Source organism: Kutzneria viridogrisea DSM 43870 (assembly GCF_000525635.1).
Taxonomy (GTDB): Bacteria; Actinomycetota; Actinomycetes; order Mycobacteriales; family Pseudonocardiaceae; genus Kutzneria; species Kutzneria viridogrisea.
In genome coordinates this window covers 5,983,537-6,003,520 of record NZ_CP007155.1, presented here as the reverse complement: position 1 = coordinate 6,003,520, position 19,984 = coordinate 5,983,537, and the positions used below count along the sequence as shown (strand labels likewise).

Here is a 19,984-nt window from a genome sequence, read left to right as displayed (position 1 = left end):
GCTCTGCGCCGACACCAACGCCAACGTGTATGGCACCTTCACGACCTTCAGATACCCCGCCATCACCTACGCCTCGACAGCGCCGTTGAACTCCACGGCATACAACGGCACGCGGATGTTCACCAGCAACAACCTGTCGACATCATTCGAACTCGGCATGGGTGCCAGCTTCACCGACCAGGGCGCGCTCGTCTACCAGCCCTACTTCTGGGACTACGGACCGACTTCACGCTACAACCCGATTGGCGACGTGCTGTTCAAGCCGGACGACCGCCTCCACAGCTTCATGGGCATGCCCCACTGCACCGGTTGCACCACGTGGGACGTCTTCTACGACTTCAACATGATCGGCACCACCCAGGCAGGAGACACGCCGACCGCCCACCACGTCAGCACAGGCTGGACACTCGACGGGGAGCTCGCGAACGTGAGCTTCCCGCAGACACAGAACAGGATCCAGTACCTCGACGGCAACAACACCTTCCAACGGTTCAGCATCAAGGACCTCACCATCAGGGCACCGGAAGGAAACTGCTCCCCAGGCGCGGACCCGAAATACTGCTTCCGCTTCACCACCGGCGCCAACGTCAGCCCCGCACGCACCGTGATCTCCTGGGACGTCAGCAAGGACGTGGTCACACCACCACGCCTCTCGCCCCGCACGGCACCGACCACCACGACGACTGGCGCGCCCAGCCCGGTAGCGACACGCGGCTACTTCAACGGTGTGGACCAGGCCCAGCTCAGCCAGTGCATGCACACCGCCCCGGACCAGTGCCTGACCACCGTTCCTGGCCTGTCACGCTGCCTCCAGCAACGCAAAGCGTGCAACAGCGACGGCCTTGACGCGCTTCACGCGAGGGAGCCCGTTACGCGAACCGCACCGATGACAGTCGACCAGGCCTGAATCGCCGCCACCCACTTCCTCCATTTGACCGACACCCCGGCCAACCTCACCGCCGTCTACGACGACCAGCCCCCGCAACCAGGCGACCAGGCAGACACCGCGGCGGCAGGCACGCCCTCGTCCGACGCGTCCACCATCACCGTGACAGTGCAGGGCGAGGTACGCGAACCCACCGATTCCCGCCGGCACCACCGTGGTGCCGTGATCGTCTTCGATCGCTCACACCACCAGGTGGTGCACGCCTGCCTGGGCGACACCTGCGCCACCCATCCCTGACCGCGGCCTCCAGCCTCCCGCGGGTCTTCGTCAACGCCGCACTCCGCCTCACCTACTGCGGACAGCGCAGGCCGCCCCGGCGACGGCGAACACAGGCCCCAACTCGGTGAGCTAAAGGTTGTCCCGTAACGCCGTCTCGGCAAGATCGATGATCTTGATGTGGAGCAGGTGATCAGTGCGGACCGGCCGGAGTGGGTGCCGGTGTTCACGGGCGTGTCGGTGCGGGTGTTTCGCAAGCTCGTGCGGATCGTGGCCCGTCGGGGTGGTGAGCAGACCGGCACCGGCCGGCGGTGGGGCTTGTCGCTGGCGGATCGGGTGTTGCTGGTGGCGGTGTACTACCGGACGAATCTAACGTTTCGGCAGGTCGCGCTGTTGTTCGGGATCTCGAAGTCGGCCGCGAACCGCGTGGTGGATCACCTGGCGCCGCTGCTGGCGCTCGCGCCGGTGACCCGCGAGCACGGCCCGGACACCGTGCTGATCGTGGACGGCACGCTGGTGCCCACCCACGACCGCGGCATGTCCGCCTCGTCGAAGAACTACCGCTATTCGGTGACCATGCAGGTCGTCATCGACGCCAATACCCGCCTGGTGGTCGCGGTCGGCGAACCCACGCCGGGCAACCGCAACGACTGCCGCGCCTACACCGACTCCGGCGTCGATGAGCAGTGCCGGGGCGCGAACGTGCTGGCGGACGGCGGCTACCAGGGCAACCCAGGGGTGATCATGCCCTACCGCCAGCCCCGCAAGGGACAACCACCGCTGCCGCAATGGAAAGAAGACCTCAACACCGTCCACAAGAGCGTCCGCGCACGGGTAGAGCACGCCCTGGCACACATGAAGTCCTGGAACATCCTGCGCAACTGCCGCCGCAAACGCGACGGTGTCTGGCACGCCACCCGAGGCATCGCGCAGATGCGCAATCTGTCCATGACGGCCTGAGCGGCCCCCGACAGCAGACAAGGCCGCTGTCACCCATGCCCGCCAACACTCTTGATCAATACGGGACAACCTTTAGGACGACCACACCACGAGAACTCTGCCCACAGCGACTCTGGACCACTGATATCGAGGATCAGCAATGCCCGGTAGAGCATGGACGATGCTACTCGCCGCGACATGCGCGCTCGCTGTTCTCGCGCCGCCCGCCGCGGCCCACGGCACGCATGCACACGAACCGTCATCCGTCGCCGGCCCAGCAGACGAGAACAACCTTCGTCAGGACTGCCAAGCCCACAACGCGCTTGCCGACAGGCAGCAGGGATGGGCAAGAAACCGATTCGAACAGTGCTACCACTTCACCAAGGTGGTCAACCTCTTCAACTCAAACCACGAGTACATGGTACAGTATTCAGTGGGAGGAATGGATACTCGCGTTCGCCTATGACGGAAGCCGCCGAGTCGACTATGTGGTCAGCGTCGAGAACGCCAAACAGTCGAAACAGCTCTTCTCCGACATCGCGTTTCTGACCATCGGATTCAACGGATGCGATGGTCAACCCAACATTTCATGCAGTGGCACCCTCGCGCGGTCCAGCACCATCGAGGACTGGTACCACAGCCGCGTATGGACACCATCACGGTGACCTCGCCCAACGATGCCGGCGACGGCCCCGACCTGCTCGCATACTTCACCGGAAAGATCGGCTTCGTGGCCGAGTACCGCGACGGGAAAACCATCCCCGAAAATGAGGACGTTACCGCGATCAACCGGGTTAGGTTCGATTCGGTCGGACAACGCCTGGGTGGGAAATGTGAGGGAACCGTCTTCACAGACCTGACTCCGAACCTGGAGATCCACCTCACCGGTCACGGGACAGACCAGGAGGCCAGGAACGTGGACGACGCGCTGCATCATCCCGAACGGACCTTCCCCAGCGTCATTGGCAAGTCGGTACCAGGCGCAAGCCTGAGCAACCCCCTCCACCGGCTCATGGACGTCGGCGAGCGGAACAGGAACCACGACGCCTCCGTAGGAATCTGCAAAGACGTGTGGGGTCCTGACTACGCCGCCGGAGGTCTGGACTGCGACGAATACCCCTACAAAACGACACGAGAAGGCTCCTATACCTCGACCAACGGTAATCCGCAGGCCTGGAACGGCTCCGCACGCCCGATCAACAAGGAAGACAATAGTGAGGCCGGAACTCAACTCGGTGTCTTCTACGGCACCAATCGGGTTCTCGATAACGAAGCGTTCACGGTAAGTGTTGTCCCATAGGCCGCATGCGGGGTCCGGGACGCACCTTCCCGGGCCCCCGCACGCAACCGCATCGCCGAATGCGGATCTAGGTCGGTGTTCGAGTATGCTAGAAGGGTGTAGGGGTAAGCCTGTGGCCGATCAACTTGCGAGCTGAGGTTCAATGGTGACGCAGAACCCGAGGCAGGTATTCACGTTCAAGCCTGACTATCGGATTTTCACGTTGCGTGACGTCGAATGCGATGCGGGGGTCGGCAGATCGGAGGCCGTCCGCGAGGCCAACCGGAACGCCAGCGCGTGCACCGATTATGAGGTGTACGTAGCGTGCGCCCAAGATCTATTCGATGTCTCCGTCACCATCGAGACCCTGCCAGGCGAGCCCGAGCCCGGTGACTGCGATTTCGAGTGGAGTCGCGGAATTGACTATGAGCTGACCTGTCCGAGTGGAGAACTCCGCCTTGGAGATCCCACAACCTACGGATTCACCGTCGCGCTTCCAGATGGATCTGGGGTTTACGCTATCCGTGTTCGACATGCAGGAAGGGAACAAGCCGATCAAGCCAGGAACGACGCGCTGGCGAACTGGCAGGGCACTTCGTCCGCCGCGCCGCCCACCTCGGCGAACGGTGACGCGATCGAGAGGTACCTCCTCCAACTATGGCACCGGTCGCCCATAGCGGACGACGACAGTGACTGACGGGTCCGCGTCAAGATCGGCACGCTACACTGCCCATGCGCGCACGCGGCATGGGTGACAACGCCGTTCACAGCGGAGGCGAGCAATGAGCGACCGGCACTCCTACTGGTTCCCCTTGTTCCTCGCCGGTGTCCTGCTTCTGCCGTACAGGTACATCATGGAGACGGTTGAGGACGCCGCCCTGCCTGCCGGCAAACCGTTCACAGTCCAGGACAATAGGTTCGAATCTCCCTGGGGTGAGGTTACCCCCAACAGCAGCTTGGCCTGGATTCTGTCGAGCGCTATCGTGGCCGCTATCCTGATAGTCGCGACGATCTGGTGGTATCGACGATTGAACCGGCAGGGATGGCACCCGGGTGCGGTCGCTATAAGGGCTGCCGTGGTGGCCGTAGTTGGCGGCGCATTGCTTACACTCCTGGCGGACATGGTCCGAAATGGGCGCGAGGGTGTCAGGCTGGCAATTTCGACCTCGGTTGTTCTTCTTGTTGCCGCAGGTGTCCTGTTCCTCCGGTATCATCATCTCGGTCGCCCGGCCTGGGGTGTGGGTGCGACGCTGACGTTGGCGTTCGCGGTAGCAACATTCCTGGTATCGCAATTCACGGTCTCTGTACTGGTGTTGCTTGTTGCGGTCGGGGCCGCCGCGTTGGCTTGGTACGAGCGTGCGATTGTCGCGGCGACGGCCTCCATCACACTCATGGCCCTCACGGCATGGACGGCACACCACATTGTCAGCAGCGGTGACACCAGGCTGGGATTCCTGACGGTGGACCAGGCGCCCAGCGCGGTTCCCGTGCTGTCGAATCTGGCGGCGTTGGGGCCTGGAATAGTACTGCTGCTGAGTTCTGGAGTTTCCCTGCTGCTTCGGGCACGAGCACCTCGCGCAGCCTAATCCGCCCGAGGCGCGTTTCAGGGGTGGCGTTGCCGGATTCACCGGCGGCCCCGCGGGCGCCTTCGGGGATGTCCGGTGCGCCTTCGCGCACATGCCTGAGGCTTCCGGGTGGCATGGAGGGCATTAGGTTGAAATTCCTATCTGCGTGCGGTGCCCGGCGCGATACGGGCAAGGGCAATTTAACCAGATGTTCTCTTTGATACCGGTGGAGCTTGGAGTAAGTGAGTGAAGTCTCTTGCTGCGATCGAGATTGAACGGTACGACTGGGACTCAATGCCGGTAATGGGAGACCGGTCCGAACAGGTTCCTCTGAACCTGTTCGGTCTGATCGCCGCCGATAGCGAGAGCGCCGTTGAGGAGTTCTACTGGGGTCTTGAGAACGTTGTGGTGGTGCAGGGTCAGCTATTCGAAGCTGCACCTGCGGTAGTTTCAGTGTTGCTTGCTTCGCTGGTTGGCGAGTTGTCTCCTTCGGCACGGAGGATGATCCTCGAGCTCCTCTTCCAGCTCGTGTCGGGTGAGTCGGATGAGGAAGCTATCGAGCGAGGGAATCCGGAACTGGGCGCCGCCTGCCGCGAACAGGCTCGCCTGGGAATTTCTGTGCTCTACTCCGAACTTTATGGCCACTTTTCGGTGGCGGCTAGAGATATACTTGAGGTTGTCGAGGTAGACAAGGGGAGGTTATTTCATCATGTTGAGCGCAGGGGTAAAGTGAAGAAGTGAATCTGTTCCGCTGGTTCTAGATGGCACTCGCAAATGTGAGGGTAGTGTTGTGATGAGGGTTGTCGAGGCCGAGATACAGTTGCGTACTTGTGCCCTATCTGATGTCGGTGACGGCGGGGGAGAGGATGTTGTGCGCGCACTGCAGGGGCTGGTGGATGCCTCCGCTGAAGATGATGCCCTGCTCAACTTCTGGGAGTTGGAGAGCGCGCTTCTGCGACAGAAATCTTCGTCTCGAGTGACACCCGCACTAGCCGCCGTTTTGATAACCGCCCTCGGGTCATCGCTTCCTGAGCATGTGAACAAGTGTGTACTAGAACTCGTTCTCCAGATCGTCCGAGGTCAGTCCGATTCTGCTATTGGTGAAATTCGGCAAGGTCTATGGATGCTATACTCGCATGTCTTTACAAAATGGCGGGTCATTGTGGAGAATATACTTAGAATTGTTGAAACTGACCAGGGAAGGCTCTTGAAGGTCCTGGCTGAGGCAGATTGTTGAGGTGACGTGCCGCTCGAATGAAGAGGTCTCGACCTCAGCGGCAGGCCTGGCCGAATGGTCTCGGAAGGTCCTGGGCGGCGCGTCGGTCAGAGGCAAACGGGTGAGTCATGCCCGGGCCCACCCTGGTTGGCCCGGGCAGGTTCGGCTCGAAGGGCTACGTCCTGATCGCTCCTGTCGATCTGCCGCTGTTGGTGGGGTCTCTCCTTGTCGACACCACTGGCGCGGTCGCGCTCACGCCACTGGTCATGGCCGTTCCCGTGATTCGGTCCCACTGCGGGCTACGCCGACGCACGCCGGGCAAGCTTCACCCGGTCAATGCTTACGACCAGGCAGAACTGCGGGACTGGATCCATGGCTGCGGCATCGGTGTGCGCGTCGTTAGGAAGGACGTGGAGTCCAGCGAGAAACCCGGCAGACATCGTTGAGTTGTCGAGTGGTGCCCTGGCTGGCTGTTCGGCTACCGCCGCCCGGGCGTGCGTTGCGGGCGCAGGGCCAACCACTTCTACGCCTTCCTCATGCTCGCAAGCACACTGACCTGTCACAAGATACTCACTATGGTGAGGGGCACTCACATTTGCTTTCTTCCGAGTGTGCTTATACCGGAACCAGGTCACGGGCGCGAGGTTAGCCACGACGACAAGATCAAGCTTGTGGGAGGTCGGTGATGAGGGTTCGCTGTGTGCGGGCAGCCCGCGTGGTTGATGGGGTGGCCCTGGAGGACAGCCCGTGGATCAGGATCGGTGCCGAGTACGTCGTGATCTCCCTGATGATGGACTCGAACCGACGAGCCATGCTGCAAGTCGTTGACGAGGCGCGTCCTGACCCAGGCTGGTTCGATGCCGAGATGTTCGAGACGACCTCCACTCGCATTCCCCCGAACTGGTCGGCCAGGGTGCGCGGCACAGGCGTGATCGAGTTCGCCCCGGCCCGCTGGCTCGACGACGGGTTCTGGGAACGGTTCTACGACGACGAACGCGTCGCGGTCGCTGTCTTTCGGGAAGACTTGGAAGTCATCTTGTCGGACTCGGCGTTCGTCGATCCCCACCAAGGGACCGGTATCGAGGCTCCCAGTGGATGACCTTCCTAGATGATCATGGACAGGGTTGTCTCAACAGCATCGCGTTGTAGAGCACAGGACAACGTCCCAGCGGACAATCAGTGGTGTGAGGTTCACCCTGGGTAGTGGACACCGAGTTATTGAGTCGAAAGTGATCGTTTGCCTGTATGTTGCTCACTTGTGATCGAGGTCGAGGACGCGCGTCGTCTGTCGCCCGCTGAGCGGGAGGTGCTGCGGTTGCGGGTAGTGGCCGCGTTGGAGTCCGGCACCGTCACCGGCTATCGGCAGGCGGCCGAGGTGTTCAGGGTGGCCGAGCGGTCGGTGGGCGCGTGGTGGCGGGCGTATCGGGATGGTGGCCGTGAGGCGCTGGCGGTGCGGCGGGTGCGCCGCCCTGGACCGGCCGAGCTGATCACTGCCGCCGAGCGGGGCACGCTATTCATGGCGATGGCCGACTACACGCCCGAGGAGTTGCTGATCGGTGGCCCGTTGTGGACCCGGGCGGCGGTGGTCGAGTTGATCCGGTTGGTCACCGGGGTGGTGATGACCGAGCAGGGCGTGGGGCTGTGGTTGCGTCGTCACGGGTTCACCCCGCAGCGCCCGGCCCGGCGCGCCTACGAGCAGCAACCGGCCGCGGTGCGGGCCTGGCTGGACACCGAGTATCCGGCGATCGCGTCGCGAGCCAAGGCCGAGGGCGCGGTGGTGGCCTGGGTTGACCAGTGCGGGTTGCGCTCGGATGCGGCCCCGCCGGGGCGGTCGTGGGCGCCCAAGGGACACACGCCGGTGGTGCGGGTGACCGGGAAACGGCTGCGGGTCAACGTCATGTCCGCAGTCGCGTCCCGGGGTGCGTTGTGGTTCACCGTGTTCACCGGCCGGTTCACCGCGCCGGTGTTCACCGCGTTCCTGGCCCGGCTGGCCCGGCAGGCCGGGCGGAAGGTGTACGTGATCGCCGACCGGCACCCGGTCCACCGCAGCAGGGTGGTGCGTACCTGGCTGGAAGCCAACACCGACCGGATCGAGTTGCACCTGATGCCCGGCTACAGCCCCGAGTTGAACCCCGACGAGCTGCTCAACGCCGACCTCAAACGCAACATGCCTGCCGGTCGTGCTCGCACTGTGGAGCGGCTCGCCCGGGACACGCGCCGCTTCCTGCACCGCCGCCAGCGCCAGCCACACCTCGTCCGTGGCTACTTCCAGGCACGCCACGTCCGCTACGCGATCATGTAGGCAACCAAACAGTTTCGGCTCAATATGGGAGCACCCCACGGTGCGGCGACGCCGAACGGGCCCGCCAGGCCGGGGAACACGGGCAGCCGGGAGGGATCAGGATCGAGCGGACGGCCACTCGTGTTCGTGTACGCGACCGCCGTCGACCTCCCAACGTTCCTCCGCACCGTCGGAAGCCATGCGAGGGACTGGTATCGGTTCGCCGGCCGAGACCCCGGACACGGCCAGGATCGTCGCCGGGCTGTCGGCGTTGTCGCGTTGCCCGGCGGCCATCATCGCGTCGTGCCCGGCCGTGTCCCCGGCCTCCGGAGGGACCACCAGCAGGCTGACGCGCCGCCCGTCCAGCCCGATGACGTGCACGACATCCTTGTCCTGGAAGTGGAATCCCTCCAACCGGACGCGCCAGCCATCGATCTCGACACGACGCGGGGTCGTGCCCCAGGCGGCCATCGCGAACACCACCCGATGCACCACTCCCAGCCGTACGGCCAGCACCGCGGCCAGGGCGGGCAGCTCCGTGGCCAGATCCCGGGACCGAGGCCACCAGCCGCCGTCGACGTATCCGGTCGTCGGCCCTTGAGGCTTGAGTCTCAACCTGAGCTGTCGCTGCCCGACTGAAGCGGGGCTGGCGTGAACATGCGGGCCCGACGTCATGCCGGTGCTCCTCAACCCGATCGCGTCGCGACCGTTCTGTGATCCGCTGAGGACGGCGCCGGCGTGACTGCCGACGCGCGATGTGCTCTCAGCACCCTCTACGTTACGCCGCCTGTCCACCCCAGGTTCACGTCCACGACCGGGCGTGACCGGCGTACCATCAAGTTCGACGCCGTATCGACATCGAACAGTCCGGCCAGCGAGTCACCGAGGCCAGGATCCGAGGGCGTGAGAGCAGTCCAGAGGAAGTCTCATGAGTCAGACGTACGACCAACGGCGAACCACCGTGGAGCACGTTCTGGAAACAGAGAAGATCCATGCCGGCAAGGGAAAGACGCTCGCCGAACTGGCCGCCAAGGTCCTCGACGCACTCGATCACATCAAGGAGGACGTGCGATAGCGCACGGGCTCGAGCTCACGCTGGTGCTGGGTGCTGCCGGTGTCACCGCAGTGCGACACGGTGGCCACTGACACCCGCCCCCGCGTCGTCGACTGGCGGCAAGGACGCCGGGGTTTGGGACAGCCGTCGCGGAGCAACCCAGTACCCGGGAGCGGCGCTCGGACTGTGCCGCGTGCAGAGAACCGAGACCATGAGATGCCGGCATCATCCCCGGATTCCGCCGATGGTCATCACGACCTGATCGGCCAGCCGCACGACGATGAGCACGAGGGCCCGGTGGCCGACGCTGAAGCCGAGGCGGCCCAGATCAGCGAGTCCGACCGGCCGCTGGGGGCGATTGGCGAGCGATTCGACCACAGGTCGCCGTTCCTGATCGGGATGGCCGCCGCCGCTGGTGTCGCCGTCACCTACGGTCTGGTGCTGGTGGTGACGGGTCTACGGGAGGTGTTGATCCTCCTCGGACTGGCGCTGTTCATCGCGATCGGCCTGGAGCCGCTGGTGTCCTGGCTGGTGTCCTGGCTGGTGTCCCGACGCGTACCCCGCTGGCTCGCGGTGACCACCGTGTTCGTGGTGGCGTTCGGCGTGGTCGGCGGCTTCCTCACCGCCGCGATCCCGGTGGTCGTCACGCAGGCGACCCAACTGGTCGCGAGGGTCCCCGACTATCTGCGCCAGGCCCAGGACCACAATTCCTGGCTCGGTCAGATCAACGACCGGCTGCACCTCCAGCAGGCGATCGAGAACTCGCTCAGCGGCGGTGCCAGTCTGCTCAACGCCGGTGTCGCGGTGTTCGGGGCGCTGGCCAATCTCGGCATCCTGGTGGTGCTGACCGTCTACTTCGTCGCCGACCTGCCCCGGATCCGGACCGCGCTCTACCGGCTGGTGCCGAACTCGCGACGGCCGCGGGCGATCCTGATCGGGGACGAGATCTGTGTGAAGGTCGGCGGCTACGTGTTGGGCAACCTGCTGATCTCGGTCATCGCCGGGGTGCTCATCCTGGCCTGGTCGTTGGTCTTCGGCGTGCCCTACGCGGTGCTGCTCGCGATCGCCGTCGCCGTGCTGGACCTGATCCCGGTGGTCGGTTCGGTCATCGGCGGCGTCCTGGTGAGTCTGGTCGCGCTGACCGTGTCCGTGCCGGTGTGCCTGGCGACGATCGGCTTCGTGCTGCTCTACCGGTTCGCCGAGGACTACCTGCTGGTCCCGAAGATCATCGGCAGCGCGGTCAAGGTGCCCGCGCTGGTCACCGTGGTGGCGGTGCTGTTGGGCGGGGCGCTGCTCGGCGTGGTCGGCGCCCTTGTCGCGATCCCCGTCGCTGCGGCGGCCTTGTTGCTGGCCAACGAGGTTCTGTATCCACGCCTCGACCGCGCGTGACCGGAACCGGTCGGTGTCACACGAGCAGGTGTAGTGTTGTCGGTACCGGGAGCATCTCGCGTGTCGACGGTCAGGCCGACGCCGTCCCCGGGGAACGTCCATGTCGGTCGTGCCGCGGCCGGGGACAGGGAGACCGACATGAGGTCGGGCCCGATCGTCCGCAAGATCCAGAACCGGGTCACCGTCGGGCCGCTGAAGTCCGATTCGGTCGACGGCGGCTGGTGGCCGAGGCCGCGCGAGTTGGCGGCGGAGCCACCGCCGTCGACCACTCCTCTTGGTGTCCGGTCCAACTGGATCCGGGCCACTGCGGTGCGTTCGCGGTGAGCGTCCGGATTGCTGGGCCGCGTCCTCCCGGGGCACGCGCGCCGCGTTGCGTCCGATGTCCGGGTAGGCGGCGATCGCCAGAAACCCCTGTCGGAGGAGCGCCGCGACTGCGACGGCCTGAGGACAACGGCGTGGTGACCGAATCCGTCCACTTCAGACTTTTGACGCGGCCGGCCGACGGAAACTGGAGGCAGGTCTTGGCGGAATCCCTGCGCACATCGGCCGACACGACGTCCGCACCAACCGCCTGTCCCGTGTGTCCACATCCACCGGACACGCATGACGAGATCGGCGTGAGGTACTGCGTTGCGACTGCGGCTGGGAAGTTCGAACGCGGATGTGTTTGTGTCACGGGCGAATCCGCCCGATAGGCCGGCCGTGGCGCCGAGGTCGACCGGATCGTGGTGCACCATCGGTGTCGAGGAGGAGTTCCTCCTGGTGGACGCCGTGACCGGAAGTGCCATCTCCGGTGCACCGGAGATGGTGCGGCTGCTCACGGACGAGCCGGCCGTCACTCCGGAGTTCCTGCGGTACCAGGTCGAGACGGCCACCCCGGTCTGTGCCGGGCTCGGCGAGGTCCGCGCGGAGCTGGATCGGCTGCGCCGCCTGCTCGTGGGCGCGGCCGACCAAGTCGGCTGCCTGGTCGTGGCCGTCGGCGTGCCGCCGTTCGACGCCCCGCCCGCACTCTCCGCGGTCGCCGACCTGCCGCGCTATCGGGAACTCGTCGACCGGTTCCCGACACTGTTGTCGTCCCCCGGGACGTGTGGGTGCCACGTGCACGTCGGTATGCCGTCACGGGAACTCGGCGTGCAGGTGCTGTCGCGGATACGACCGTGGTTGCCGCAACTGCTCGCGGTCAGCGCCAACTCGCCGTTCGCGCTGGGACGGGACACCGGCTGGGCCAGTTGGCGCCACCCGGTGTGGTCGCGGTGGCCGACCGCACGACCACCGGAGATCTGGGCGGACACCACCCACTACGACGCGGCGGTGCGCCATCTCGTGGACAAGGGCGCAGCCGCGGATCCACGCGGCGTGTACTGGCACGCCCGACTGTCGCCGCGGTACCCGACGGTGGAGGTGCGGGTCGCCGACGTCGGCCTGTCGGTGGACGATGCCGTGCTGCTCGCCGGACTGGTCCGGGCGTTGGTGGCGATCGCGGTCGAGGAATTCCGCGAGGGGCGGTCGGCGCCGGCCGTGCCCACGGCGAGGATCGCGGCCGCGTTGTCCGCCGCCGCCCGACACGGCCTGGGTGGCCCCGGCATCGATGTCCGCTCCGGCGAGGTCGTGGCGCAGCGGCAGCTGTTCCAGGATTTGCTCGAACACCTGCGGCCCGGGCTGGACATCACCGGTGACACGGAGGAAGTCGAACGGCTGGCCTCCGGTCTGGTGCTCGGCGGCAGCGGGGCGGACCGGCAGCGGCAGATGCGCGCCGCCTCGGCGACGGCGGGGGAGTTCGTCGTGGCACTCGCCGCCGCGACCGCGGCGAGCCGAGCGCCGGAGCTCACCGTCGACGGCAACGACCGGTGATGCCGGGCTGTGCCGACCGTCGCGGGCGCGGCGCAGCCCGGTGGCCTACGCCGTCGTCTTTCCCGGCATCCGGGCGGGGCGCGCGGGAGCCGTCGACGGCGCCGCGATCAGTTCTTCAAGCTGGCGGACGACCACAGCGGGCGGCGTGGGCTGGGGCGTGGCGAACACCGCCAGCAGCGTGTCCACGGACTGCGCGACGGTGAATCTCGTGCCCGCCCGCTGCCGGACCGTGACCGGGAGCGGCCCGAGGTCGACGGCTTGCCGGATGCCCCAGGCAAGTGCCTCGGCATCGTCCGGTGCGACGAGCGCCAGGCCGCCGCAGTCGGTCTCGGGCAGACCGCCGTCGTGCGAGGCGATCACCCGGCAGCCCGAGTGCTGGGCCTCGATCGAGACGATGCCGAAGGTCTCGTGCCAGTACTGGCTGTTCGACGGCATCACCACGATGTCGTGGTCGGCCATCAGCGCGGCCATCGCCGCCGGTGTCGTGCGGCTGGGCACCACGGTGATGCCGGGGTGCCCGCGGAGCAACCCTTCGATGATCTTTCCCTGCGGCTTGTCCGCGCCCGCGGTCGTCGCGGTGAACGCGATACGCCTGTCCTGCTCGATGATGTCGATGTGCAGCGTCTCCAGCAAGGTGTAGACGCCCTTCTCCGGGCTCAGCCTGCCGGCGAACAGCACGCGGGTCGTGCCGACCCGAATGGCCGGCCGGGACTGGGCGGCAAAACACGGTTCGGCGAACGGATGCACCACGTTGATCGTCGCGACGTCCACGTCCAGATACTGCGACCACAGCGCGGCGGCGTACCGGCTGGTGGCGATGAGCGCCCGTGTTCTGGTTCCCTCGGTGGCGAACGCCCGGTGGCGGGCGCGGATGGGCGGCGGGTTGTGCAGGATCAGGAACGCCGGACGTCTGGTGGGCACCGTGTGCGGTTCGTTGACGAACACGACCGTGCCGTCCAGATCGCCGACATCGGCCAGTCGCGACAGAGACCGGAACGGGACGTCGGCGAAGCCGTCCCGGCCGTCGCGGGCGCCGAGGCCGACCGTGACCACCTGCGCCGGGATGCCGCGCCTGGTCAGTTCTCGGACCTGTCCGACGGTGTAGTTCTCCGAGCCGCCGGTGCCGGCGGGCAGCGGGTTTCCGGGTGACCAGACAAAGGATATCAAGGTGCCGCACCGTCTTTCGTCGTTTGGCATCAAAGATCGAGTGGGCGAGCCGCAGTGCGGCCAATACAATCCACAATGGACGAACGGGGTCGCGTGGGTGTGGCGACCCGATCGGCTGATGAGACGCTCAGAACCAGATGCCGGCGGGAATCCGCGACAATGTGATGGCGAGCGACGACACTCGACGTCAACGTAGCACGTGACGTCGGTGACCGCCTCGCCGGCCACGCACCGCCGTCGCGTCGGAACTTTTCCGGATCGCGGGGCGTTGTACCGACGACGGCATGCGGCCGCGTCGGCCGTCCCCGGCTCGAGCATCGGAAACATATGACCTCGATCGACCGAGGACCGGCTGCCACGCGACGCGGCACCGACTTCGCCGAGTTGTCCCGCGTGATCAGGCGACACGGCCTGCTCGACCGCCGGCTCCGCAGCTATCTCGTCAAGTTCGCGGTCAACGCGGTGCTGCTGGCCGCGGGCTGGACGGCCTTCGCCGTGCTGGGCTCGTCCTGGTGGCAACTCGTCACCGCGATCGTCCTGGCTCTGGCATACACGCAGCTCGCGTTCATCGGCCATGACGCCGGCCACAAGCAGATCTTCACCGGCAGGCGGGGCAACGACGTCGTCGGTTACCTGCACGCCGGTCTGGTCGGCATGAGCTACGGCTGGTGGCTGGGCAAGCACAACCGCCACCACGCCAATCCCAACCACGAGGACGAGGACCCGGACATTCGGATTTCGGTGCTGGCTTTCACTGGCGTGCAGGCTACCGCCAAGCGCGGCCTGGCCCGCTGGCTGGCCAGGCACCAGGCCGTGCTGTTCTTCCCGCTGCTGACATTGGAGGGACTGGGCCTGCACGTGTCGGGTGTCAAGGCTGTCTGGCGGCGTGAGGTCAAGGCGGTCCCGCTGGAGGCGGCGCTGCTCGCGGCGCATGCCGCCGGCTACCTGGCGGCGGTGTTCTGGGTGCTGCCGCCGGTGCACGCGCTGGTGTTCATCGCGGTGCACCAGGGCCTGTGGGGCGTCTACATGGGATGTTCCTTCGCTCCCAACCACAAGGGCATGCCCACCGTGCCGGCCGGTCAGCGGCTGGACTTCCTGCGCAAGCAGGTGCTGACCTCACGCAATGTTCGTGGTGGCCGGGTCGTCGACTTCCTGTTGGGCGGCCTGAACTACCAGATCGAGCACCACCTGTTCCCCAACATGCCGAGGGCGAACCTGCGCCACGCCCAACCCCTGGTGCAGCGGTTCTGTGCGAACAACGGCATCGCCTACCGCCAGACCGGCGCCCTGGACTCCTACCGACAGGTGCTCAGTCACCTGCACGCCATCGGCGCGCCACTGCGCCGGACGAAAGGACAATGATCATCACTCAGACCTCCACAGTCGTGCCGACGCGAGACGGCCGCAGACCAGTCGATGCCATCCGGTTCAGCCATCCGGCCCTGGACGAGCCCGTGCGCCGCTGGACGGACGCGACACCCGGATCCACCGCCCATGCGCCGTGCTGCGCGCCGGTGCGATTTCTCGCGCCTCCCGGCGACGACCAGCCGGCGGGAGAAGACCGCCCGGAGTATTCGGTCCACAAGGGACAATCATCGTGGCAGCGCTCCCGTCGGGTCGGAGTCGAGGCGAGGGCGAACTCCCGGGGTCGACACGCGGCGTAGTGTGCGGGTCGACCGAGCCGGGAGAACCGATACGAGAGCGGCTACGAGGTCCGGTTCGGCCGACCGGGACGGCCGCGCCCCGGGTCAGCTCGGGCCGGCCTCCAGTTGCCGGGCCACCGTGCGGCCGAACTCGTCCCAGCTCGACTCGAACGTGGCCATGCCCTCGCGTTCCAGGGTTTCGGTGACGTCCGCGTAGTTGACGCCGACGTGCCGCAACGAGTCGAGGTGCTCCCTTGCGGCTTCGTAGCCGCCGTGCACGGTGTCGCCCTTGACGAGGCCGTGGTCGGCGAACGCGGACAGCGTGCCACCAGGCATGGTGTTCACGGTTCCGGGTGCGACGAGTTCCGTGACGTACATGGTGTCCGGATAGGTCGGGTCCTTGACCCCGGTGGACGCCCACAGCGGTCGTTGCGGATGCGCGCCGTCCGCGGCGAGGCGTTGCCAGCGTGGGCCCGCGACGAACCCTTCGTGGATCTGGTGTGCCAGGCGGGCATTGGCCACCGCGGCCCTGCCCTTGAGAGCGATGGCCTCCTCGCCGCCGATCGCGTCGAGCCTGCGGTCCACCTCGGTGTCGACCCGGGAGACGAAGAACGACGCGACCGAGTGGATGTCCGACAGGTCGCGGCCGGCACGCCACGCCTGCTCCAGGCCGGTGGCGAAGGCGTTGACCACCTGACGGTAACGGTCCAATGCGAAGATCAGGGTGACGTTGACGCTGATGCCCCGGGCGATCGCCGCCGTGATGGCCGGCAGTCCCTCCACGGTGGCGGGAATCCTCACCATCAGGTTCGGCTGGCCGACCTCGTTCCACAGCGCGTGCGTCTGGTAGACGGTGGCGTCGGTGTCCCTGGCCAGACGAGGATCGATCTCGATCGACACCTTGCCGTCGACGCCGTCGGTGCGGTCGTGAACCGGCCGCAGCACCTCACAGCCGGCGCGGACAACCATCGTGGTGATGGCGCAAACGGCATTGTCGAGTTCGGTGCCAGCTTGCGCAAGCGCACGCAACTGCTCGTCGTATCTGTCTCCTTTGGACAGAGCGGACGCGAAGATGGTGGGGTTCGTGGTGACGCCGACGACGTGCCGGTTGGTGATGAGCGTCTCCAGGGCACCGCCCGCGAGCAGCTCACGGGACAGGTCGTCGAGCCAGACTGAACACCGGCCGCGGACAGGTCGGCGAGCGGCGAGCGCAGCCGTTTGGTGTTCACGGAGCCTCTGGGGGTCGACCGGGCGTTCATCGGGTGTTGCGCAGGTTGCGGGCGACGCGCCGTGCCGCCGGCCAGCGGACTTTGGTCGCCCAGCCGCACTTCTCGAATATCCAGATGATGCGAGCGGAGATGTCGATCTGTCCCCGGCGCACGCCGTGACGCGCGCAGGTCGGGTCCGCGTGGTGAGAGTTGTGCCATGACTCGCCCATGGAGGCGATGGCCAGCGGCCAGAAGTTGGCCGATCGGTCGCGTGCGGTGAACGGCCGGTCGCCGATCAGGTGGCAGATCGAGTTCACCGACCAGGTGACGTGGTGCAGCACAGCGACACGCACGAGACCGGCCCAGAAGAACGCGGTCAGCGCGCCCCACCAACTCATGGTGGCCAGACCGCCGACGAGAGCGGGGGCGAGCAACGTACCCGCGGTGAGCATGGGGAACAGCCGATCCACGCGCCGAATGTCGCGATCTGCCAACAGATCCGGGGCGAACCGGACGGCGTTGGTCAGGTCTCGCTCGAACAGCCACCCCATGTGCGCGTGCCAGAACCCTCGCACCAGGGCGGTGGCGGAACTGCCGTACCGCCATGGCGAATGCGGATCACCGTCCCGGTCGGCGAAGGCGTGGTGGCGTCGGTGGTCGGCGACCCAGGCGACGACGGGGCCTTGCATGGCCGCACTTCCGGCGGCGGCCAGCGCGATCCGCAGTGCGCGGTTGGCCCTGAACGCGCCGTGGGTCAGGTAGCGGTGGAACCCGATGGTCACACCCAAACAGGTCAGGCAGTAGAAGACCACGGCAAGCCCGATGTCGAGCCAGCTCAGGCCCCAGCCCCACGCGGCGGGAACGGCGGCGGCCAGGGCCAGCATCGGCACGGCCGTGAACACGACGACCAGTGCGATCCTGGCGGTGGACTGTTCGCCGGCGAACATCGGTTCCGGCTCGGCGACGCGAGGTACACGAACAGAAGCGGTCACGAACAAACCTCCTGGGCCTGGCGGTGTTACGGCCGCCGGGTCCAGGGCGATCGCTGCGAACTCTCACCACGAGGCTACCCCGGAACGCGCCGGCCAACCCACACATGTCCCGACCGTCGGCTTCCGCCCGGTCCCGTACAGTGAGCCACGAACGACGTCGTGTGTTGACCATCTTGGCGTGGGTCCGGACCCGCTGCACCAGGACCGATCCTGAGTTGTCGATGTGGCGGAGGTGACGCATGCCGGTCGCGTGGCTGGTGCGCACTGAGGTAGCCACCGATGAGTGACACCGACGGCGCGGGGTGGCGGGTACGCGCCGTGATCGCAGCCGCGATGCGGAATCACGCGGGCGACCCTGACCTGCTGGCGCACGTGTACCGGGCGTGCGCAGACCTGTTGCCGGTGGACGGCATGTCGATCTCACTGATGAGTGACACGGACCGCAGGGAGGTGATGTTCGCCAGCGACGAACTCAGCGCTCGAATCGAGGCACTCCAGTTCAGCCTCGGCGAGGGACCCTGCTTCGAGGCGTTCACCACCGGCAGGCCCGTGCTCGTGCCGGACCTGGCCACCGCCACCGCCCCGTCGTGGCCGGCCTTCGCCGCCGAGATGGCCCGCGAGCCCGTGGGGGCTGTCTTCGCGTTTCCCTTGCAGAGCGGCACCGTCTGTGCCGGCGCGATGAACCTCTACCGACGGCAGCCGGGCTGGCTGTCCTCGGCGGACTTGGCCACGGCGCTGGCGGTGGTCGACGCAGCGGTGCTGGTGGTGCTGAGCCTGCTGGCCGGCACGGACCATGACGAGTGGTGGCTCACCCTGCCCGAGCAACGGGACCAGGTGCACCAAGCCGTCGGAATGGTCATCGCCGCCTTCGGGATTCCGGCCGATCATGCGCTGGCCCGGCTACGGGGATACGCATTCGCCGCCGGCCGCCTCGTCGACGAGGTGGCGCACGACATCGTCACCCGCACGCTCGAGCCGAAGGATCTCGACAGGTGAACCGAGAGGCTGGACAGGTGAGCGAGGGCGGAACTGGCTATCCTCGACAGAGCAGACAGGAGCGGAGCGAACCCATGAGCAGCACTGCCCCCACTGGCGCGCAACGGGAATCGCAGCTGCTTCACGCCTTCGTCCAGATGGCGGACACACTGGTCGACGACTACGACGTGGCCGACGTGCTGCACCAGCTGGTCGACCACTGCGTGCGGCTGCTGGACGCCGCCGCGGCCGGCTTGATGCTGTCCGACCAGCGCGGGAACCTACAGGTGCTCGCCTCCTCGTCCGAACGAACGCGGCTGCTGGAACTCTTCCAGATCCAGAACAACGAAGGCCCCTGCCTGGACTGTGTCCGCAGCGGTGAGCCAGTCCTGGTCGCTGACCTCACCGCGGCCACGCGCCGCTGGCCGATGTTCGCCCCACTGGCGGTCGCGGACGGCTTCGTCTCCGTGGCGGCCGTGCCGCTGCGGCTACGACGGGAGACCATCGGAGCGCTGAACCTGTTCGGCCGCGAACCCGGGCCACTCAACGACCAGGACGCCCAGGTCGCGCGGGCGTTGGCCGACACAGCCACCATCGGCATCCTCCAGGAACGGGCCATCCGCCGCGGCGAGGTGCTCACCGAGCAGTTGCAGACCGCCTTGAACAGCCGAATCATCATCGAGCAGGCCAAGGGTGTGCTCGCTTACGCCGGTGACCTGGAGATGGAGCAGGCGTTCGAGACCCTGCGCCGGTACGCCCGTCACCAAGGGATCCGTCTCAGCGAGGTCGCGCACCGACTGGTCACCGGTGGCATCTTGCCGCGGGAAGTCCTGCCTGCGCCGGACGGCGTCGATTCCTGACACTCAGTTGCGCTATAGGGGCGTCAGCCCACCCGACGCCTAGGCTACTCGCACTTGCGTCTGCCAGCAGCCGCCCGGACCCGCGGTCAGCCCCCACCTCTGAGGAGCGCACCGTGTGCCGGATGTCGACGGCCATCACGCTGGACGGTGCCGTGGAGCCGCTTCCCGATCTCACCCGCGACATGTAGCTGTCGACCCGAGTGGCCGAGGCCGCGGCTCCGGTATGTCCCGACAATCGGCCGCCGACTGCGGCGCTTGTCCGGCCGGGGTTCGACAGGCCGGCGTCGGGTCAGGGGCGACTCCGCCTGTTGGTCGTGGTGCTCCCGGCACAGGAGCGGGGAGCACCACGATGCCCGGACCGCGCTCGCCTTCGACACGTCGAGGTTTCCCGATCTGCCCCTGG

General features: G+C 66.5%; 23 protein-coding genes. 19 read left to right on the top strand and 4 right to left on the bottom strand.

Features of this window, described 5'->3' with window-relative positions; genetic code table 11:
* Positions 1 to 25 precede the first annotated feature (25 nt).
* From KALB_RS26650 to KALB_RS26610, 11 genes are all read left to right on the top strand, one after another.
* Positions 26 to 907 (top strand): hypothetical protein, encoded by an 882-nt coding sequence (locus KALB_RS26650; protein WP_025358743.1) that lies wholly within the window; start codon positions 26 to 28, stop codon positions 905 to 907.
* 24 nt (positions 908 to 931) lie between these two features.
* Positions 932 to 1,183, top strand: a complete 252-nt coding sequence (locus tag KALB_RS26645; RefSeq protein ID WP_025358742.1) for a hypothetical protein — start codon at positions 932 to 934, stop codon at positions 1,181 to 1,183.
* Positions 1,184 to 1,342: 159 nt separating this feature from the next.
* A complete protein-coding gene (locus KALB_RS26640) occupies positions 1,343 to 2,122 on the top strand; it encodes a transposase (protein WP_081789522.1) in 780 nt (259 codons plus the stop codon).
* 625 nt (positions 2,123 to 2,747) lie between these two features.
* On the top strand, positions 2,748 to 3,401 hold the full coding sequence (locus tag KALB_RS26635) for a NucA/NucB deoxyribonuclease domain-containing protein (protein WP_201771814.1): 654 nt from the start codon (positions 2,748 to 2,750) through the stop codon (positions 3,399 to 3,401).
* 142 nt (positions 3,402 to 3,543) lie between these two features.
* Positions 3,544 to 4,077, top strand: a complete 534-nt coding sequence (locus tag KALB_RS46910; protein ID WP_236650026.1) for a hypothetical protein — start codon at positions 3,544 to 3,546, stop codon at positions 4,075 to 4,077.
* 85 nt (positions 4,078 to 4,162) lie between these two features.
* Positions 4,163 to 4,966, top strand: a complete 804-nt coding sequence (locus KALB_RS26625; protein WP_025358739.1) for a hypothetical protein — start codon at positions 4,163 to 4,165, stop codon at positions 4,964 to 4,966.
* Between the two features lie 225 nt (positions 4,967 to 5,191).
* Positions 5,192 to 5,686, top strand: a complete 495-nt coding sequence (locus tag KALB_RS26620; protein ID WP_025358738.1) for a hypothetical protein — start codon at positions 5,192 to 5,194, stop codon at positions 5,684 to 5,686.
* A 130-nt stretch (positions 5,687 to 5,816) separates the two neighbouring features.
* A complete protein-coding gene (locus tag KALB_RS46905; RefSeq protein ID WP_148309665.1) occupies positions 5,817 to 6,182 on the top strand; it encodes a hypothetical protein in 366 nt (121 codons plus the stop codon).
* A gap of 107 nt (positions 6,183 to 6,289) precedes the next feature.
* Complete coding sequence (locus KALB_RS46900; RefSeq protein ID WP_148309664.1) at positions 6,290 to 6,607, top strand: hypothetical protein; 318 nt, start codon at positions 6,290 to 6,292, stop codon at positions 6,605 to 6,607.
* A 281-nt stretch (positions 6,608 to 6,888) separates the two neighbouring features.
* Positions 6,889 to 7,260: a hypothetical protein gene (locus KALB_RS26615; RefSeq protein WP_148309663.1), complete on the top strand. Its 372-nt coding sequence runs from the start codon at positions 6,889 to 6,891 to the stop codon at positions 7,258 to 7,260.
* Positions 7,261 to 7,419: 159 nt separating this feature from the next.
* Positions 7,420 to 8,463, top strand: coding sequence for an IS630 family transposase (locus KALB_RS26610; RefSeq protein ID WP_025357638.1), 1,044 nt, complete (start codon positions 7,420 to 7,422; stop codon positions 8,461 to 8,463).
* A 96-nt stretch (positions 8,464 to 8,559) separates the two neighbouring features.
* On the opposite strand, the gene KALB_RS26605 is transcribed toward KALB_RS26610, so the two are convergent.
* Positions 8,560 to 9,057, bottom strand: a complete 498-nt coding sequence (locus tag KALB_RS26605) for a DUF5994 family protein (RefSeq protein ID WP_236650025.1) — start codon at positions 9,055 to 9,057, stop codon at positions 8,560 to 8,562.
* A gap of 313 nt (positions 9,058 to 9,370) precedes the next feature.
* On the opposite strand from KALB_RS26605, the gene KALB_RS47775 reads away from it, so the two are divergent.
* The 5 genes from KALB_RS47775 to KALB_RS26590 all read left to right on the top strand — a co-directional run bounded on the left by KALB_RS47775 (position 9,371) and on the right by KALB_RS26590 (position 12,736).
* Positions 9,371 to 9,517, top strand: a complete 147-nt coding sequence (locus KALB_RS47775; protein ID WP_158510820.1) for a DUF6307 family protein — start codon at positions 9,371 to 9,373, stop codon at positions 9,515 to 9,517.
* A 195-nt stretch (positions 9,518 to 9,712) separates the two neighbouring features.
* Complete coding sequence (locus tag KALB_RS26600) at positions 9,713 to 10,885, top strand: AI-2E family transporter (protein WP_030109315.1); 1,173 nt, start codon at positions 9,713 to 9,715, stop codon at positions 10,883 to 10,885.
* Between the two features lie 138 nt (positions 10,886 to 11,023).
* On the top strand, positions 11,024 to 11,209 hold the full coding sequence (locus KALB_RS26595; RefSeq protein ID WP_025358734.1) for a hypothetical protein: 186 nt from the start codon (positions 11,024 to 11,026) through the stop codon (positions 11,207 to 11,209).
* The gene (locus tag KALB_RS50100; RefSeq protein WP_338033818.1) at positions 11,206 to 11,580 is read left to right on the top strand and encodes an RGCVC family protein; all 375 of its coding nucleotides are present in this window, start codon (positions 11,206 to 11,208) and stop codon (positions 11,578 to 11,580) included. Before KALB_RS26595 ends, KALB_RS50100 begins: the two co-directional genes overlap by 4 nt.
* Entirely contained in the window at positions 11,549 to 12,736 is a 1,188-nt protein-coding gene (locus tag KALB_RS26590) for a carboxylate-amine ligase (protein ID WP_420811836.1), read from the top strand. Before KALB_RS50100 ends, KALB_RS26590 begins: the two co-directional genes overlap by 32 nt.
* 45 nt (positions 12,737 to 12,781) lie before the next feature.
* Here the strand turns inward: KALB_RS26590 and KALB_RS26585 are convergent, their stop codons facing one another.
* Complete coding sequence (locus KALB_RS26585; RefSeq protein ID WP_025358732.1) at positions 12,782 to 13,903, bottom strand: glycosyltransferase family 4 protein; 1,122 nt, start codon at positions 13,901 to 13,903, stop codon at positions 12,782 to 12,784.
* 327 nt (positions 13,904 to 14,230) lie between these two features.
* Between KALB_RS26585 and KALB_RS26580 the strand changes: the two genes are divergently transcribed.
* Entirely contained in the window at positions 14,231 to 15,265 is a 1,035-nt protein-coding gene (locus KALB_RS26580) for a fatty acid desaturase family protein (RefSeq protein ID WP_025358731.1), read from the top strand.
* A gap of 386 nt (positions 15,266 to 15,651) precedes the next feature.
* On the opposite strand, the gene tal is transcribed toward KALB_RS26580, so the two are convergent.
* Both tal and KALB_RS26570 read right to left on the bottom strand, forming a co-directional pair.
* Complete coding sequence (gene tal, locus KALB_RS26575) at positions 15,652 to 16,674, bottom strand: transaldolase (RefSeq protein ID WP_338033875.1); 1,023 nt, start codon at positions 16,672 to 16,674, stop codon at positions 15,652 to 15,654.
* 127 nt (positions 16,675 to 16,801) lie between these two features.
* Positions 16,802 to 17,701 carry an acyl-CoA desaturase gene (locus tag KALB_RS26570; protein ID WP_030111168.1) on the bottom strand — a complete coding sequence of 300 codons (900 nt, stop codon included), beginning with the start codon at positions 17,699 to 17,701 and terminating at the stop codon, positions 16,802 to 16,804.
* A gap of 324 nt (positions 17,702 to 18,025) precedes the next feature.
* On the opposite strand from KALB_RS26570, the gene KALB_RS26565 reads away from it, so the two are divergent.
* Entirely contained in the window at positions 18,026 to 18,742 is a 717-nt protein-coding gene (locus tag KALB_RS26565) for a GAF and ANTAR domain-containing protein (RefSeq protein ID WP_025358729.1), read from the top strand.
* A 74-nt stretch (positions 18,743 to 18,816) separates the two neighbouring features.
* The gene (locus KALB_RS26560) at positions 18,817 to 19,581 is read left to right on the top strand and encodes a GAF and ANTAR domain-containing protein (protein ID WP_025358728.1); all 765 of its coding nucleotides are present in this window, start codon (positions 18,817 to 18,819) and stop codon (positions 19,579 to 19,581) included.
* The last annotated feature ends 403 nt before the right edge of the window (positions 19,582 to 19,984 follow it).